Origin of the sequence: Buchnera aphidicola str. G002 (Myzus persicae), from assembly GCF_000521565.1 — a bacterium.
Classification (GTDB): Bacteria; Pseudomonadota; Gammaproteobacteria; order Enterobacterales; family Enterobacteriaceae; genus Buchnera; species Buchnera aphidicola_C.
Window position 1 is genome coordinate 535,203 of record NZ_CP002701.1, and the last position, 14,569, is coordinate 549,771.

The 14,569-nt window shown below is 28.6% G+C and carries 13 protein-coding genes, 2 tRNA genes and 2 rRNA genes; 8 read left to right on the top strand and 9 right to left on the bottom strand.

Features of this window, described 5'->3' with window-relative positions; genetic code table 11:
* The first annotated feature begins 10 nt into the window (after positions 1-10).
* The 4 genes from BUMPG002_RS02455 to adk all read left to right on the top strand — a co-directional run bounded on the left by BUMPG002_RS02455 (position 11) and on the right by adk (position 3,687).
* Complete coding sequence (locus tag BUMPG002_RS02455; protein WP_044006145.1) at positions 11-637, top strand: DNA polymerase III subunit gamma/tau C-terminal domain-containing protein; 627 nt, start codon at positions 11-13, stop codon at positions 635-637.
* 36 nt (positions 638-673) lie between these two features.
* A complete protein-coding gene (locus BUMPG002_RS02460; RefSeq protein WP_025369106.1) occupies positions 674-1,003 on the top strand; it encodes a YbaB/EbfC family nucleoid-associated protein in 330 nt (109 codons plus the stop codon).
* 58 nt (positions 1,004-1,061) lie between these two features.
* Complete coding sequence (gene htpG, locus BUMPG002_RS02465; RefSeq protein WP_025369107.1) at positions 1,062-2,939, top strand: molecular chaperone HtpG; 1,878 nt, start codon at positions 1,062-1,064, stop codon at positions 2,937-2,939.
* 94 nt (positions 2,940-3,033) lie between these two features.
* A complete protein-coding gene (gene adk / locus BUMPG002_RS02470; protein WP_025369108.1) occupies positions 3,034-3,687 on the top strand; it encodes an adenylate kinase in 654 nt (217 codons plus the stop codon).
* A gap of 28 nt (positions 3,688-3,715) precedes the next feature.
* On the opposite strand, the gene BUMPG002_RS02475 is transcribed toward adk, so the two are convergent.
* Positions 3,716-3,789: transfer RNA gene (locus BUMPG002_RS02475), tRNA-Arg, on the bottom strand.
* Between the two features lie 163 nt (positions 3,790-3,952).
* Here BUMPG002_RS02475 and folD point away from each other — a divergent pair.
* Positions 3,953-4,810 (top strand): bifunctional methylenetetrahydrofolate dehydrogenase/methenyltetrahydrofolate cyclohydrolase FolD, encoded by an 858-nt coding sequence (gene folD, locus BUMPG002_RS02480; RefSeq protein ID WP_025369109.1) that lies wholly within the window; start codon positions 3,953-3,955, stop codon positions 4,808-4,810.
* A gap of 24 nt (positions 4,811-4,834) precedes the next feature.
* On the opposite strand, the gene cysS is transcribed toward folD, so the two are convergent.
* Complete coding sequence (gene cysS, locus BUMPG002_RS02485) at positions 4,835-6,220, bottom strand: cysteine--tRNA ligase (RefSeq protein WP_025369110.1); 1,386 nt, start codon at positions 6,218-6,220, stop codon at positions 4,835-4,837.
* Positions 6,221-6,518: 298 nt separating this feature from the next.
* Between cysS and ybeD the strand changes: the two genes are divergently transcribed.
* Entirely contained in the window at positions 6,519-6,782 is a 264-nt protein-coding gene (gene ybeD, locus BUMPG002_RS02490) for a DUF493 family protein YbeD (RefSeq protein ID WP_025369111.1), read from the top strand.
* Positions 6,783-6,898: 116 nt separating this feature from the next.
* Here the strand turns inward: ybeD and cspE are convergent, their stop codons facing one another.
* From cspE to BUMPG002_RS02525, 7 genes are all read right to left on the bottom strand, one after another.
* Positions 6,899-7,108 carry a transcription antiterminator/RNA stability regulator CspE gene (cspE, locus tag BUMPG002_RS02495; RefSeq protein WP_025369112.1) on the bottom strand — a complete coding sequence of 70 codons (210 nt, stop codon included), beginning with the start codon at positions 7,106-7,108 and terminating at the stop codon, positions 6,899-6,901.
* A gap of 200 nt (positions 7,109-7,308) precedes the next feature.
* Positions 7,309-7,424: ribosomal RNA gene (gene rrf, locus BUMPG002_RS02500) — 5S ribosomal RNA — on the bottom strand.
* A 103-nt stretch (positions 7,425-7,527) separates the two neighbouring features.
* Positions 7,528-10,449: ribosomal RNA gene (locus tag BUMPG002_RS02505) — 23S ribosomal RNA — on the bottom strand.
* 166 nt (positions 10,450-10,615) lie between these two features.
* Positions 10,616-10,688, bottom strand: a tRNA-Glu gene (locus tag BUMPG002_RS02510).
* A gap of 163 nt (positions 10,689-10,851) precedes the next feature.
* Positions 10,852-11,685, bottom strand: coding sequence for a shikimate dehydrogenase (gene aroE, locus BUMPG002_RS02515; protein ID WP_025369113.1), 834 nt, complete (start codon positions 11,683-11,685; stop codon positions 10,852-10,854).
* The gene (locus tag BUMPG002_RS02520) at positions 11,678-12,205 is read right to left on the bottom strand and encodes a Sua5/YciO/YrdC/YwlC family protein (RefSeq protein WP_143269456.1); all 528 of its coding nucleotides are present in this window, start codon (positions 12,203-12,205) and stop codon (positions 11,678-11,680) included. The genes aroE and BUMPG002_RS02520 overlap by 8 nt, the downstream gene beginning before the upstream one ends.
* Before the next feature lie 99 nt (positions 12,206-12,304).
* Positions 12,305-12,778 (bottom strand): DUF494 family protein, encoded by a 474-nt coding sequence (locus tag BUMPG002_RS02525; RefSeq protein WP_025369115.1) that lies wholly within the window; start codon positions 12,776-12,778, stop codon positions 12,305-12,307.
* A gap of 243 nt (positions 12,779-13,021) precedes the next feature.
* Between BUMPG002_RS02525 and def the strand changes: the two genes are divergently transcribed.
* Both def and fmt read left to right on the top strand, forming a co-directional pair.
* Positions 13,022-13,534, top strand: a complete 513-nt coding sequence (gene def / locus BUMPG002_RS02530; RefSeq protein ID WP_025369116.1) for a peptide deformylase — start codon at positions 13,022-13,024, stop codon at positions 13,532-13,534.
* A 15-nt stretch (positions 13,535-13,549) separates the two neighbouring features.
* Positions 13,550-14,494 carry a methionyl-tRNA formyltransferase gene (gene fmt / locus BUMPG002_RS02535; protein WP_025384598.1) on the top strand — a complete coding sequence of 315 codons (945 nt, stop codon included), beginning with the start codon at positions 13,550-13,552 and terminating at the stop codon, positions 14,492-14,494.
* Positions 14,495-14,569 lie beyond the last annotated feature (75 nt).

Sequence of the window (14,569 nt, forward strand, 5' to 3'; positions counted from 1 at the left end):
TATAATAAAAATGATTACTCTAAATAAAAAAAAGACATGCAATAAAAACAAGATTTTCGACACAAATATCATTTTAAAAAATAGATTTGAATTATTACAAAATAAAAATAAGATTATATCTATTAAAAAAAATATTCAAAAAATACATTTGAATGAAAAAAAAATACGTTTGACATCTGAAAATTTTTTTTATCAATCAAAGATGTTAAAAAATGAAAAAAATGAAATAATTCTCAAAAAGATTCAAGAAATAGATCCTTGGTATAGAGAAATATATAAATTAAAAAATTTACCAAAAATAGTTCAAAAATTAGCTATACATACTTCATATAAAAATACTTTAAAATATTGGTATGTATTTTTAAATAAAAAAAATAAAGATTTAATAAAATATGATGCATGGATTATATTTAAAAAAGAGCTTAGTACAATAACAGAAAAAAAAATAAAACTAATTATAAAAAAAACAAAGATACTAAATATTTTAACTCCTTATGAATGGTTCAAAAAAATATATAAAGAAAGAACATTAAAAGAATATTTATTATTAATAAAAGATCCAAATATTCAGTTTTTTAAAAAAAATTTTAATGCCAAACTTAATAGAAAAAATGTTAATTTCATTTCAGTGTTATAAAAAATTTTTATCTTTATAATAGAGAGAATAAAAAACATGTTTACTAAAAACGGTTTAGGAAATTTAATGAAACAAGCACAACAAATGCAAGAAAAAATGGCAAAAATACAAGAAGAAATAGCAAAAATGGAAGTAACAGGAGAAGCTGGTGCTGGATTAGTTAAAGTCACTATTAATGGTGCACATAATTGTAGACGAGTAGAAGTAGATCCTAGTTTACTTAAAGATGATAAAGACATGTTAGAAGATTTAGCAGCAGCTGCATTCAATGATGCAGCACGAAGAATATCTGAAGTGCAAAAAAAGAAAATGTCTGATATATCTACAGGCATGCAACTTCCAACTGGTTTTAATATGCCTGTATAAATGATATATAAATACTAGATTTAAAAAATATAATTACGATTATAAAAGAGATGTTTTTATGAAAACAGAAAAAAAAGAAGTATATAATTTTCAATCAGAAGTTAAACAATTGTTGCATTTAATGATTCATTCCTTATATTCTAATAAAGAAATTTTTTTACGAGAATTAATATCTAATGCATCAGATGCAATTGATAAATTAAGATTTGAATCTCTATCATTACCAGAATTATATGAAAATGATAGTGATATGAAAATTCAAATATCTATTAATAAAGCACAAAGAACACTCATTATCAGTGATAATGGAATTGGGATGACACGACAAGAAACAATTGAAAATCTTGGAACTATTGCTAAATCAGGAACAAAATCTTTTCTGCAATCTTTAGAAAACAAACAAAATAAAAAAAATGAACTGATTGGAGAATTCGGAGTTGGTTTTTATTCATCTTTTATTGTATCAGAACAAGTATCTGTCAGAACTAGATTTGCTGGAACAAAAACAAATGAAGGAACATTATGGGAATCTTCAGGAGAAGGAAAATATAATATTACAAATATAAGTAAAAAAACAAAAGGAACCGAAATTACTTTATTCTTAAAAAAAGAAGAAGAAGAATTTTTAGAAATATGGCGGATTAAAAACATAATTAGTAAATACTCTGATCACATTACTGTACCAGTATACATTCAAAATTATGATGACAAAAATAAAACATATTTTTGGGAACAAATTAATAAAGCTAAAGCTTTATGGACAATGAGTCAATCTTCTATCACTGATGATGAATATAAAGATTTTTATAAACATTTAACTAATGATCAAAATAATCCACTCGTGTGGAGTCATAATCGAGTAGAAGGCAATCAAGAATACATTAGTTTATTATTTATTCCAGAAAAAGCAGCTTGGGATATATGGAATAGAGACAATAAACATGGTTTAAAACTATATGTAAAACGTGTTTACATTATGGATAACTATCAAGAATTTCTTCCTAGTTATTTACGATTCATTAGAGGATTAATTGATTCAAACGATTTACCTTTAAATGTTTCTAGAGAAATCTTACAAAATAACTCTATTACAGAAAATTTAAAAAAAGCACTGATTAAAAGATCATTAAATATGCTAGAAAAATTGTCTAAAAATTCTAAAGAGAAATATCAAATTTTTTGGAATCAATTTGGACTTATCTTTAAGGAAGGACCAGCAGAAGATCATGATAATTTAGCAAGAATTGCTAATCTTTTACGTTTTGCATCTATCAAAAATAATAGTGCGGAACAAAAAATATCATTAAAAGAATACGTAGATAGCATGAATTCACAACAAGAAAAAATATACTATATTACTGCAGATAGTTATGAAGCTGCAAAAAATAGTCCCCATTTAGAATTATTCAAGAAAAATAATATTGATGTTCTATTACTATCAGATCGAATTGATGAATGGATGATGAACTATCTTACTGATTTTGATGGGAAAAAATTTCAATCTATTAGCAAAGAAGATTTGTCTTTAAATAAATTAACTCAAGATAAAAAAATAAAAAATGATGAACTTTCAACAGAAATGATTGATTTTTTAAAAAAAGTTAAAAAAATACTAGGGGATAAAGTAAAAGACGTAAGATTAACGAATAGATTAACAGAAACACCATGCGTACTTTTAAGTGATTCTAATGAAATGACTACACAAATGGCAAAACTTTTTTCTGCAGCAGGACAATCTGTTCCAGAATTAAAATATATTTTTGAAATTAACCCAGAACATATGTTAATAAAAAAAGTGTCTTTAATACATGATGAAAAAAAATTAAACGAATGGATTAATTTACTATTAGATCAAGCACTATTAGCTGAAAAAGGTAACTTAGAAAATCCACATAAGTTTATTTCTAGAATGAATAAATTATTGATTCTTCCATAATAAAATATATGATTACTACTATACTAGTAGTAATCTTAAGATTAATAAATATGTATCTAACATTAAAATTAGATAAAATAAATAAGAAATCATCATGCGTATTATTTTACTAGGTGCACCTGGTACAGGAAAAGGAACACAAGGAAAGTTTATTACAGAAAAATATAATATTCCAAAAATATCTACAGGTGACATATTAAGAGAAAGCATCTATGCACAAGATACATTTGGGAAAATGATTCAAAAAACAGTTGAAAAGGGCAAATTAGTTTCTGATAAAATTGTTTGTGATTTAATTAAAATTAGAATTCAAAAAAAAGATTGTATTAATGGTTTTATATTAGATGGTTTTCCAAGAACTATTGAACAAGCTCATTATTTATCCAATAATAAAATTAAAATAGATTATGTTTTAGAATTCATAGTCCCATACAAATTAATATTAGAACGTATTTCAGGAAGGAGAATACATCTTCAATCAGGAAGAATATATCATATAAAATTTCATCCACCTAAAATTGAGAATCAAGATGATCTAACTGGAGAGTCATTAATTACAAGAGAAGATGACAAAAAAGAAAGTGTAGAAAAAAGATTAAAGGAATACGAAAAATTGACTCACTCAGTTGTTAATTATTATAAAAATCAAAAAAAAATAGGAAATATAAAATTTTTTAAAATTAATGGAATAAATTCATCATCAATTATTAAAAATCAAATAGAAGGAATATTAAAAAAACACTTTTAATGGATAACAAAAAAAATATAAAATATTTTGCGTTCTACAGGATTTGAACCTGTGACCTACGGCTTAGAAGGCCGTTGCTCTATCCAACTGAGCTAAGAACGCATAAATAATTATTATATTAAAATCTCAAACATTAATATAATATATATGAAACTAAATTGCTATTAATATTTTTTAATATCTCTAATAATCTGTAAATATATTAAACTAATCTCTTATATATTTATCTTTAATAATACATAAAAATTAATCGAGTTATTTACTAATGTCAGCAATAATTATAGATGGTAATAAAATATCAAAAAAAATACAATTGAATATTTTAAAAAAAGTTAATAAAAGAAAAAAAAATGGTAAAAAAATACCGGGATTAGCTATGATTTTAGTAGGGGAAAATACACCCTCTAAAATTTATGTAAACAAAAAAAAAATAGCATGTAAAAACGTTGGATTTTTTTCAGAATGTTGGAATTTTCCTGAAAACGCTAATGAAATTGATATACTAAATTTGATTAAACAATTAAATAATAACAAAAATATAGATGGAATTTTAATACAACTACCACTACCTCAACAAATTAACCATGTAAAAATTCTAAGTAGTATTAATCCAGATAAAGACGTAGATGGTTTTCATCCATATAATACAGGCTCTTTATGTCAAAGAACACCAAAGCTAAGAGCGTGTACACCCAAAGGTATTATAACCATGTTACAATATTATAATATTAAAACTCATGGATTACATGCCGTCATGGTCGGAGCATCGAACTTAGTTGGAAGACCTATGAGTCTAGAACTATTATTGGCAGGATGTACAACAACTGTTACACATAAATTTACTCATGACTTAAAAAAACATGTAGAAAATGCTGATTTATTAATTGTAGCAGTAGGTAAAGCAAAATTTTTAAAAGGGGAATGGATTAAAAAAGGCTCTATAGTTGTAGATGTTGGTATTAATCGTTTAAATAACGGGAATATAGTTGGTGATGTAGATTTTGAATCAGCATATTTAAAAGCATCTTATATCACACCTGTTCCTGGAGGTGTTGGTCCTATGACTGTGGCCACATTATTACAAAATACATTAGAAGCATGTGAAAAGTATCATGATCATTAATAAAAATAATATAATAGTTTTTTATTATTTTTTACGCCATATTGTTTTATCATGTAAATCTTCTAAAACTATATCTAAAGATAGAAGCGTTTTTCTTAAATTATCTGCTTCTTTCCATAATTTACACTGTCTAGCAATGTTTCTTTTATTTATTAAATATTCAATTTTTTTAATCATAGATTCAGTTAATCTAGATTTTTCTTGTAAAAAACTTTCTGGATCTTGTAATAAAAAACCTAAAGTATTAGCTAAATTTCGTAATATAAAAGATAATTTATTTGCTTTGAACATATTTTGTTTTTTTAAAAAATTAATTTCTTTTGCTAATTTAAAAAAAATAGAAAAAACTGTAGGAGTATTAAAATCATCATTCATCGCTTGATGAAAATCATCAATAAAATGACTGCCTTCAATAGTATCAGAATTTGGATTAGTATTATATAATGCTGTATATAAATATTTTAATGATGTATATGATTGTTGCAAATTTTTTTCAGAATAATCAATAGGATGTCGATAATGCGTTGATAGAAAAAAATAACGTAAAACTTCAGCATTATAGTTTTTTAAAACATCTCTAAGAAGATATACGTTACCTAAAGATTTAGACATTTTTTTATTATTGACCATTAAAACACCAGTATGCATCCAAAAATTTACTATTGATTTTTTATTAAAACATATCGATTGAGATCTTTCATTTTCATGATGAGGAAAAAGAAGATCAGATCCACCTCCATGAATATCTATAGAATTTTTAAAAAAAACACTAGTAATAGTACTACATTCAATATGCCAACCAGGACGGCCTTTTCCCCATGGAGAATGCCAAGAATGTTCTTCTTTTTTAGAATTTTTCCACAGAACAAAATCTAAAGGATTTTTTTTAAAATTATTTAATGGGACACGCGATCCAGATTTTAGTGATTTTAAAACTTGACCAGATAAAATTCCATAATAAGGATAACTATCCACGGAAAAAATAACATCATTTTTTTCATTTATATATGCATGTTGTTTTTTTAATAAAATGAGGATCATATTAATAATATGATTAATATGATTTGTAACACACGGTTCTTCATCAGGAGGTAAAATACCTAATGAAAAAAAATCTTTATGCATTTCTTTTATCATTGAAGAAGTTAAAACATTCAAATCAATTTTTTCTTTTATTGATTTTAAAACAATCTTATCATCAATATCAGTAATATTACGAATATATTTTACTTGAAAACCAGAATAACGCAAATAACGCATTATCATATCAAAAGCAACAAAGGTACGTCCATGACCAATATGACAAAAATCATATACCGTTACTCCGCATACATATAAATTAATCTTATTTTTTTCAATAGATTTAAAAATTTCTTTTTTTCTAGTAAGTGTATTAAAAATTTTTAACATGATGTATATCCTAAAAAAATATATTTATAGAAAATAACATAAAATATATTATTTTCTATATTATCAATATGTTAAACTGATAATTTATTATTTATTAGAAGCATTAATACAAGAATATTTTAAAAATCTTTTAATATGTTATATAGATCAAGTTGCTATTATTTAAATAAAAAATAGATTATACATTAACTTAATTATATAATTATTCAAATACTTTAAAAATTTTATTAAGAATCAATAAAAAATAGTTTTTTAACTATAGAATATTTTATTGTAAAAAACAAATATGGAATTCATCATGCAAACAAAATTAAGAGAAATGTTAAAATTCCCTTGTTTTTTTACTTATAAGATCATAGGCTTAGCTCAGCCTGAACTTATTGACCAAATAATAAAAGTCATTCAGATTCAGATTCCTGGCGATTACACACCTCAAGTTAAATCAAGTAACAGAGGCAATTATCTTTCTGTTTCTATTACAATATGTGCTAAAAATTTTGAACAAATTGAAATTTTATATCATGAAATTAGCAAAATTAATATAGTTAGAATGGTTTTATAAAAAATATTTTTTTAATATAGTACAGCCCTATTAAAGAGCCGTACTATAAATAACATATTTATATTTAATACAAAAAAAAAGATTTATTTGAATACTATTTTAAAACTTTTAAAAGCTTATAAACTGACTACATTAGCAGCAGATGGTCCTTTTGCTCCTTCGGTAATTTCGAATTCCACACTTTGACCTTCTGCTAAAGTTTTGAATCCATTGCTTTGTATAGCTGAAAAATGAACAAATACGTCCTTACTTCCATCTTCTGGTGTAATAAAACCAAAACCTTTAGATTCATTAAACCACTTCACATTACCTTTAATCTTGGACATCTATATTACCTTCACATAAAAAATATACTAAATTGAAAAAACAGATTTATAAATGATTTTTTTTGATAAATACTTAATCTAAAAAATCATTATTTAAAAAAAATTAAATTCTAAATAGATTAACATGTAAATGAGCTCTTAGCTAGAAAGTAATTTATTTTAAATACAAAAAAACCCGAAAAAAATTTCGGGTTTTTTTTGCCTGGATTGGACCTACTCTCACACGGGGAGACCCCGTACTACCATCGGCGTTGAAGCGTTTCACTTCTGAGTTCGGAATGGATTCAGGTGGTACCACTACACTATTTTTACCAGGCATTTTAATAAATTTTGTGTTATTAAAATACATTCATACAGTAATAAATTCAGTAAAACAAGCTTTTTTATTAAATTTATTTTAAAAACACCTCTGGTGTTGTAAGGTTAAGCCTCTTGGGTCATTAGTACTAGTTAGCTCAACATATTGCTATGCTTACACACCTAGCCTATCAACGTTGTAGTCTTCAACGTCCCTTCAGTAAACATTTCTGTTTCAGGGAAGATTCATCTTGGGGCAAGTTTCGTGCTTATATGCGTTCAGCGCTTATCTTTTCCGCATTTAGCTACCGGGCAATGCCATTGGCATGACAACCCGAACACCAGTGATGCGTCCACTTCGGTCCTCTCGTACTAGAAGCAGCCCCCCTCAATCTTCCAGCGCCCACGGCAGATAGGGACCGAACTGTCTCACGACGTTCTAAACCCAGCTCGCGTACCACTTTAAATGGCGAACAGCCATACCCTTGGGACCTGCTTCAGCCCCAGGATGTGATGAGCCGACATCGAGGTGCCAAACACCGCCGTCGATATGAACTCTTGGGCGGTATCAGCCTGTTATCCCCGGAGTACCTTTTATCCGTTGAGCGATGGCCCTTCCATTCAGAACCACCGGATCACTAAGACCTGCTTTCGCACCTGCTCGCGTTATCACGCTCACAGTCAAACTGGCTTATGCCTTTGCACTAACCTCACGATGTCCGACCGTGATTAGCCAATCTTCGTACTCCTCCGTTACTCTTTGGGAGGAGACCGCCCCAGTCAAACTACCCACCAGACACTGTCTCTGTACCGGATTACGGCACTAGGTTAGAATACCGAATTTTAAAGGGTGGTATTTCAAGTTTGGCTCCATTAAAACTGGCGTTTTAATTTCATAGCCTCCCACCTATCCTACACATTAAAATTTAGAATTCAGTGTCAAGCTATAGTAAAGGTTCACGGGGTCTTTCCGTCTTGCCGCGGATATACTGCATCTTCACAGCAATTTCAATTTCACTGAGTCCCAGGTGGAGACAGCCTGGCCATCATTACGCCATTCGTGCAGGTCGGAACTTACCCGACAAGGAATTTCGCTACCTTAGGACCGTTATAGTTACGGCCGCCGTTTACCGGGGCTTCAGTCTAGAGCTTTAAGTTTCCTTTGACTCCTTCGATTAACCTTCCGGCACCGGGCAGGCGTCACACCGTATACTTCCACTTTCGTGTTTGCACAGTGCTGTGTTTTTAATAAACAGTTGCAGCCAGCTGGTATCTTCGACTAGTTTCAGCTACAGAAGTAAATTCTTTTACTTAGTACTAGCGTGCCTTCTCCCGAAGTTACGGCACTATTTTGCCTAGTTCCTTCACCTGGGTTCTCTCAAGCGCCTTAGTATTCTCTACCTAACCACCTGTGTCGGTTTAGGGTACGATTTAATTTTACCTGATGCTTAGAGGCTTTTCTTGGAAGCGTGGTATTAGTTACTTCATCACCTTAATGATTCGTCGTCATGCCTCAGATTAAAGATAATCGGATTTGCCTAATTATCATACCTACACATTTAAACCAGGATAACCGTCACCTGGATAACCTAACCTTCTTCGTCCCCACTTCGCAGTAATATTAAGCACAGGAATATTAACCTGTTGTCCATCGACTACGCTTTTCAGCCTCGCCTTAGGGGTCGGCTTACCCTGCCCCGATTAACGTTGGACAGGAAACCTTGGTTTTTCGGCGAGCAGGTTTTTCACCTGCTTTATCGTTACTCATGTCAGCATTCGCACTTCTGATACCTCCAATATATTTTACAATATATCTTCATTGGCTTACAGAACGCTCCCCTACCCAGCAAAAAAATATAATATTTTTTGCTGCCGCAGCTTCGGTGCATAGTTTGAGCCCCGTTACATCTTCCGCGCAGGCCGACTTGACCAGTGAGCTATTACGCTTTCTTTAAATGATGGCTGCTTCTAAGCCAACATCCTGGCTGTTTATGCCTTCCCACATCGTTTCCCACTTAACTATGACTTTGGGACCTTAGCTGGCGGTCTGGGTTGTTTCCCTTTCCACAACGAACGTTAGCACCCGCTGTGTGTCTCCCGTGATAGCATTCTACGGTATTCGGAGTTTGCATCGGGTTGGTAAGCCGGGATGGCCCCCTAGCCGAAACAGTGCTCTACCCCCGTAGATGAATTCACGAGGCGCTACCTAAATAGCTTTCGGGGAGAACCAGCTATCTCCCGGTTTGATTGGCCTTTCACCCCTAGCCATAGGTCATCCGCTGATTTTTCAACATCAGTCGGTTCGGTCCTCCAGTTGGTTTTACCCAACCTTCAACCTGCCCGTGGCTAGATCACCGGGTTTCGGGTCTGTACCCTGAAACTTAACGCCTATTTAGGACTCGGTTTCCCTTCGGCTCCCCTATTCGGTTAACCTTGCTACAGAGTACAAGTCGCTGACCCATTATACAAAAGGTACGCAGTCACAAATTATTTTAAAAAATATGCTTCCACTGCTTGTACGTACACGGTTTCAGGTTCTATTTCACTCCCCTCGCCGGGGTTCTTTTCGCCTTTCCCTTACGGTACTAGTTCACTATCGGTCAGTCAGGAGTATTTAGCCTTGGAGGATGGTCCCCCCATATTCAAACAGGATTTCTCGTGTCCCGCTCTACTTTTTGAACTCACAATATAAATTATTTTGTATACTGGGCTATCACCTTGTATCGCTGAATTTTCCAAATCATTCTACTATAATTTAAATTGATGATGGTTCTGGGCTGCTCCCTTTTCGCTCGCCACTACTAGGGGAATCTCGGTTGATTTCTTTTCCTCAAGGTACTTAGATGTTTCAGTTCCCTTGGTTTGCTTTATTAATTTATTTAATTCAATTAATAATGATGCATTTAATTGCATCGGGTTTCCCCATTCGGATATCGACGGTTATTGCGCTTCATATCAGCTTACCGACGCTTTTCGCAGATTTGCACGTCCTTCATCGCCTCTGACTGCCAAGGCATTCACCATGTACGCTTATTTGCTTAACCTTACAACCCACAGGTGTTTTTCTAAAAATAAGTTATTTATGCTTGTTTTCCGAATTTTTAAAGAGCTTTGTTATTTTTTAATTTTAACTTATTTTAAAAGTTATCTTGAGAATAACATAATAATTTAAATTAGTATATATTTATTTCATAAATAATTTTTATTTATCGTCCCCTAGGGGATTTGAACCCCTGTTGCCGCCGTGAAAGGGCGATGTCCTAGACCTCTAGACGAAGGGGACTAGTTTTTTCTATATTTTTAAAATTATTGTTTTTTTATTAAATAACACTATAAATAATACAGATCGAAAAAAAAGAGTCAAGTATTTTCTTCTTTATTAGTAAAAAATTAAAATATTTATAAAAATACAATTACAAACTGTTAATATTTAATAAAAAAATCTTTTATATATTAAAATTTTTATTTAGATGATCAATAATATAATCTGTTTCTGGAAGCTTGTTATGCCATAAAAAAAAAGAATGAGCAGCCTGAAAAACTAACATGCCTATTCCATTAGAAAAAAAAGTAGCTCCTATTTTAATACACCAATTAATAAAAGGTGTGTTATCTTTTTGATAATTCATATCATAAAAAAAAGTATTAGAAGAAAGAAAAGATAAAGGAACAAAATTATCTTTTTTTTCAATATTTTTCGATGTTGCGTTAATAACTAAATCAAAATATTTTATTTGTGATGAAAATTGATCAAATATATTTATATTTCCATATTTATTAAATTGAAAAACTAATTTTTGAGCATTTGAGAAAGTTCTATTTGAAATAAATATTGAACAACCAAATGATAAAAGAGGAAAGATAACACCTTTTACTGCTCCACCAGCACCAATTATTAATATTGAATATTTTCTTTTTATAAAATTTAATCGAATTAAATCAGATAATAATCCTATACCATCTGTATTATCACCTAAAATACATGTATCATCTATTTTTTTTAATGTGTTAACAGATTGAGCAATTTTAGCTCTTTCAGTTAATTTATTAGAGAAAAGATAAGCTTGTTCTTTAAACGGTGCAGTAATATTAGCTCCTTGACCATTTTTTTTAAAAAAATTACATAAAACAAAAGCAAAATCACTGAACGAAACATTCACTGCTGTATAAATATGAAAAAAACCTGTTTGTTTTGAAAAAAAATGATGAATTTGAGGAGATTTACTATGATCAATAGGGTTTCCAAATAAAGCGTAATTAAATTTTTTATATTTAAACATTTCGGATCAATTTTCCATTAATAATATTAATTATCTGAGAAGGATTTTTTTCATTTCCTATCTTTCCATTTAACAATGGAAAATCTTTACCAAAATTTTTTAAAACTTCTTCACGAGTCATACATGGACTCATATTCGTAATATTAGCACTTGTAGATATTAAAGCTTTTCCAAAAGCATTACATAATTTTATTATGTCAATATGAGCACTTATACGAACGGCGACAGTATTAAATTTCCCAGTTAGCCAGTAAGGTACTCGCGGATGTGCTGGAAGTAAAAAAGTAAATGGACCAGGCCAATGAAAAAAAATTTTTTCTTTTTGTTTTTTTAATAAATTGTTTTCATTAATATACATTTTTATTTGATTAAAATCTGAAGCTACTAGTATGAATCCTTTTTCTATATTTCTTTTTTTTAAATATAATAATTTTTTTACAGCTTTCTCACTATTAGGATCACAACCGAGTCCAAACATAGATTCTGTAGGATATGCTATTACATTTTCACTATTTAGCATATACACACAATAAAGCAATGAATTTGGAAAATAATATTCTTCCATTAATGTTTTCTCACCATAAAAAAATTATATTATTTTTTTATTAAAATAAAATTTTTAATGAATTATTTCTGATTGAAAATTAAATAATAAATTTTCAAGTTTATGATAAATTTCTTTGCATCCCGGTACATTGAATAATACAATTAATATAATCCATTTTAAATCTTCAATATTTAATTCATTCACATCTAAATCCATAATTCTTTCAATAATCATTTCACGTGTGTCTAACTTTAATATTTCTAATTGTTCTAAAAAAAGTATGAAGCCACGACAATCAGAATTTAATTTAAAAGATTCTTCTAGCGTATAAATTCGAATTGAAATCTGATTAGATAATGAATTCATAGGAGAAATAATATTTTTTTTATAAGAAGATAAATTTTTTAACCAACGTAAAGCATCATAAATATCTTTTTGTTGAAATCCGATATCTGATAAATCATTTGTTAAACTGTCATAATCAATGGCAATTTTTGATTCACCATGTACATAATTTTCAAACAAATATATTAATATATCAAACATTACATCCTCAAACACATATTAAAAAATTTAAATATTTAGTAATATATTCTACATATAGATTTTTTATAAATATTATTAATATATATAACATGTAAAATATTGTGATGTATTGTAAATAAATTTTACTCAAAATTGTATTATCAAAAACAATACCTTTTTAAAAATAAAACGATAGTAAACTTTTAATTATAATAAAAAAGTTTATACTAATATATAAAATTCAATAATTTTACATTTAAATATATGTCTTTGTTAAAAATACTACATTATCCAGATGAACGTTTAAGATTGATTGCAAAACCTGTACATAAAATCAATAAACAAATACAAAATATTGTCAATGATATGATTGATACCATGCATCAAGAAGAAGGCATCGGTTTAGCAGCAATTCAAGTTAATATTCCCCTACAAATTATAGTTATTAGTAAAATAGAACAACAAAAAGATTATTTAATACTTATTAATCCAAAAATCATTAAAAAAGAAGGAAAGATTAGTATTGAAGAAGGATGTTTATCAATTCCAGAATATCGTGCTTTTGTACCAAGAGCGGATTATATAAAAGTTCAAGCAATAAATTTATATGGTCAAAAAATAGAAATAGAAGCACATTCTATAGTATCTATTTGTATACAACACGAGATAGATCATCTTAAAGGTAAACTTTTTATTGATTATTTATCACAGTTCAAGCAAGAAAGAATTAAAAAAAAATTACAAAAATCTGTGAAAAGAAATCAAAAAAAATATTAAAGGAATTAAGGAAATTTGAATAAATTAAAAATTATTTTTGCTGGAACTGCATATTTTTCTGCAGAACATCTAAAAGCATTAATTAATTCTTCACATAATATAATATTAGTCATTAGTCAGCCTGATCTTCCCTCTGGAAGAGGGCAGAAAATTATTTTTTCTCCTGTTAAAAAAATATCTATAAATAATAAAATTCCCATTTATCAACCCAAAGATTTAAATGATAAATGTTTTCAAAAAAAACTCTTGCAATTAAATGCAGACATTATGATAGTAGTATCTTATGGTCAAATAATACCAAAAAAAATTCTGACCATGTTTCCAAAAGGTTGCATTAATGTTCATGCATCACTATTACCTAGATGGAGGGGAGCAACTCCGATTCAATCAGCAATTTTATATGGTGATAAAGAAACAGGTATTAGTATTATTAAAATGAATGAAAAAATTGATTCCGGTACTATCATACATCAAATAAAATGTAATATATCAAGTCAAGATACTACTTATAGTTTATCTTTAAAACTAATAAAAATTGGAATTCAAGCATTATTCGAAGTCCTAGAAAAAATTATTAAAAATAAAATTGTTGAAAAAAAACAAAATCAAAAAAACGTAATTTTATCAAAAAAAATTTATAAAAAAGATGGACTCTTAAACTGGAATGATAAAGCTAAAAAATTAGAACGATTAATAAGAGCATTTAATCCTTGGCCTATTTGTTATTTTATAATAGAAAATCAATTAATTAAAGTATGGCAAGCAAAACTCGTTCCTCTAGAAAAAAAAAATTTTCATATAGGAGAAATTATATCAGCTAATGATGATGGAATTCAAATAAATACATCTTATCAAATATTAAAAATTGAAAAAATACAATTATCTGGAAAAAAAATTATGGATGTTAAAAATATACTTCTTTCAAAAAAGAAATTATTTAAAATTGGAACTATTATATAAAAAAATATCTTGTCTAAAACAGATAAGCAAACGGTATCTTTCCGTTTGCTATAAATTATTTTTTTACTAATAAAA

Excerpts from the sequence above, each read along its gene's own strand:
- BUMPG002_RS02455 (WP_044006145.1), top strand. The coding sequence starts at position 11 with ATGATTACTCTAAATAAAAAAAAGACATGCAATAAAAACAAGATTTTC.
- BUMPG002_RS02460 (WP_025369106.1), top strand. The coding sequence starts at position 674 with ATGTTTACTAAAAACGGTTTAGGAAATTTAATGAAACAAGCACAACAA.
- htpG (WP_025369107.1), top strand. The coding sequence starts at position 1,062 with ATGAAAACAGAAAAAAAAGAAGTATATAATTTTCAATCAGAAGTTAAA.
- adk (WP_025369108.1), top strand. The coding sequence starts at position 3,034 with ATGCGTATTATTTTACTAGGTGCACCTGGTACAGGAAAAGGAACACAA.
- folD (WP_025369109.1), top strand. The coding sequence starts at position 3,953 with ATGTCAGCAATAATTATAGATGGTAATAAAATATCAAAAAAAATACAA.
- cysS (WP_025369110.1), bottom strand. The coding sequence starts at position 6,220 with ATGTTAAAAATTTTTAATACACTTACTAGAAAAAAAGAAATTTTTAAA.
- ybeD (WP_025369111.1), top strand. The coding sequence starts at position 6,519 with ATGCAAACAAAATTAAGAGAAATGTTAAAATTCCCTTGTTTTTTTACT.
- cspE (WP_025369112.1), bottom strand. The coding sequence starts at position 7,108 with ATGTCCAAGATTAAAGGTAATGTGAAGTGGTTTAATGAATCTAAAGGT.
- aroE (WP_025369113.1), bottom strand. The coding sequence starts at position 11,685 with ATGTTTAAATATAAAAAATTTAATTACGCTTTATTTGGAAACCCTATT.
- BUMPG002_RS02520 (WP_143269456.1), bottom strand. The coding sequence starts at position 12,205 with ATGCTAAATAGTGAAAATGTAATAGCATATCCTACAGAATCTATGTTT.
- BUMPG002_RS02525 (WP_025369115.1), bottom strand. The coding sequence starts at position 12,778 with ATGTTTGATATATTAATATATTTGTTTGAAAATTATGTACATGGTGAA.
- def (WP_025369116.1), top strand. The coding sequence starts at position 13,022 with ATGTCTTTGTTAAAAATACTACATTATCCAGATGAACGTTTAAGATTG.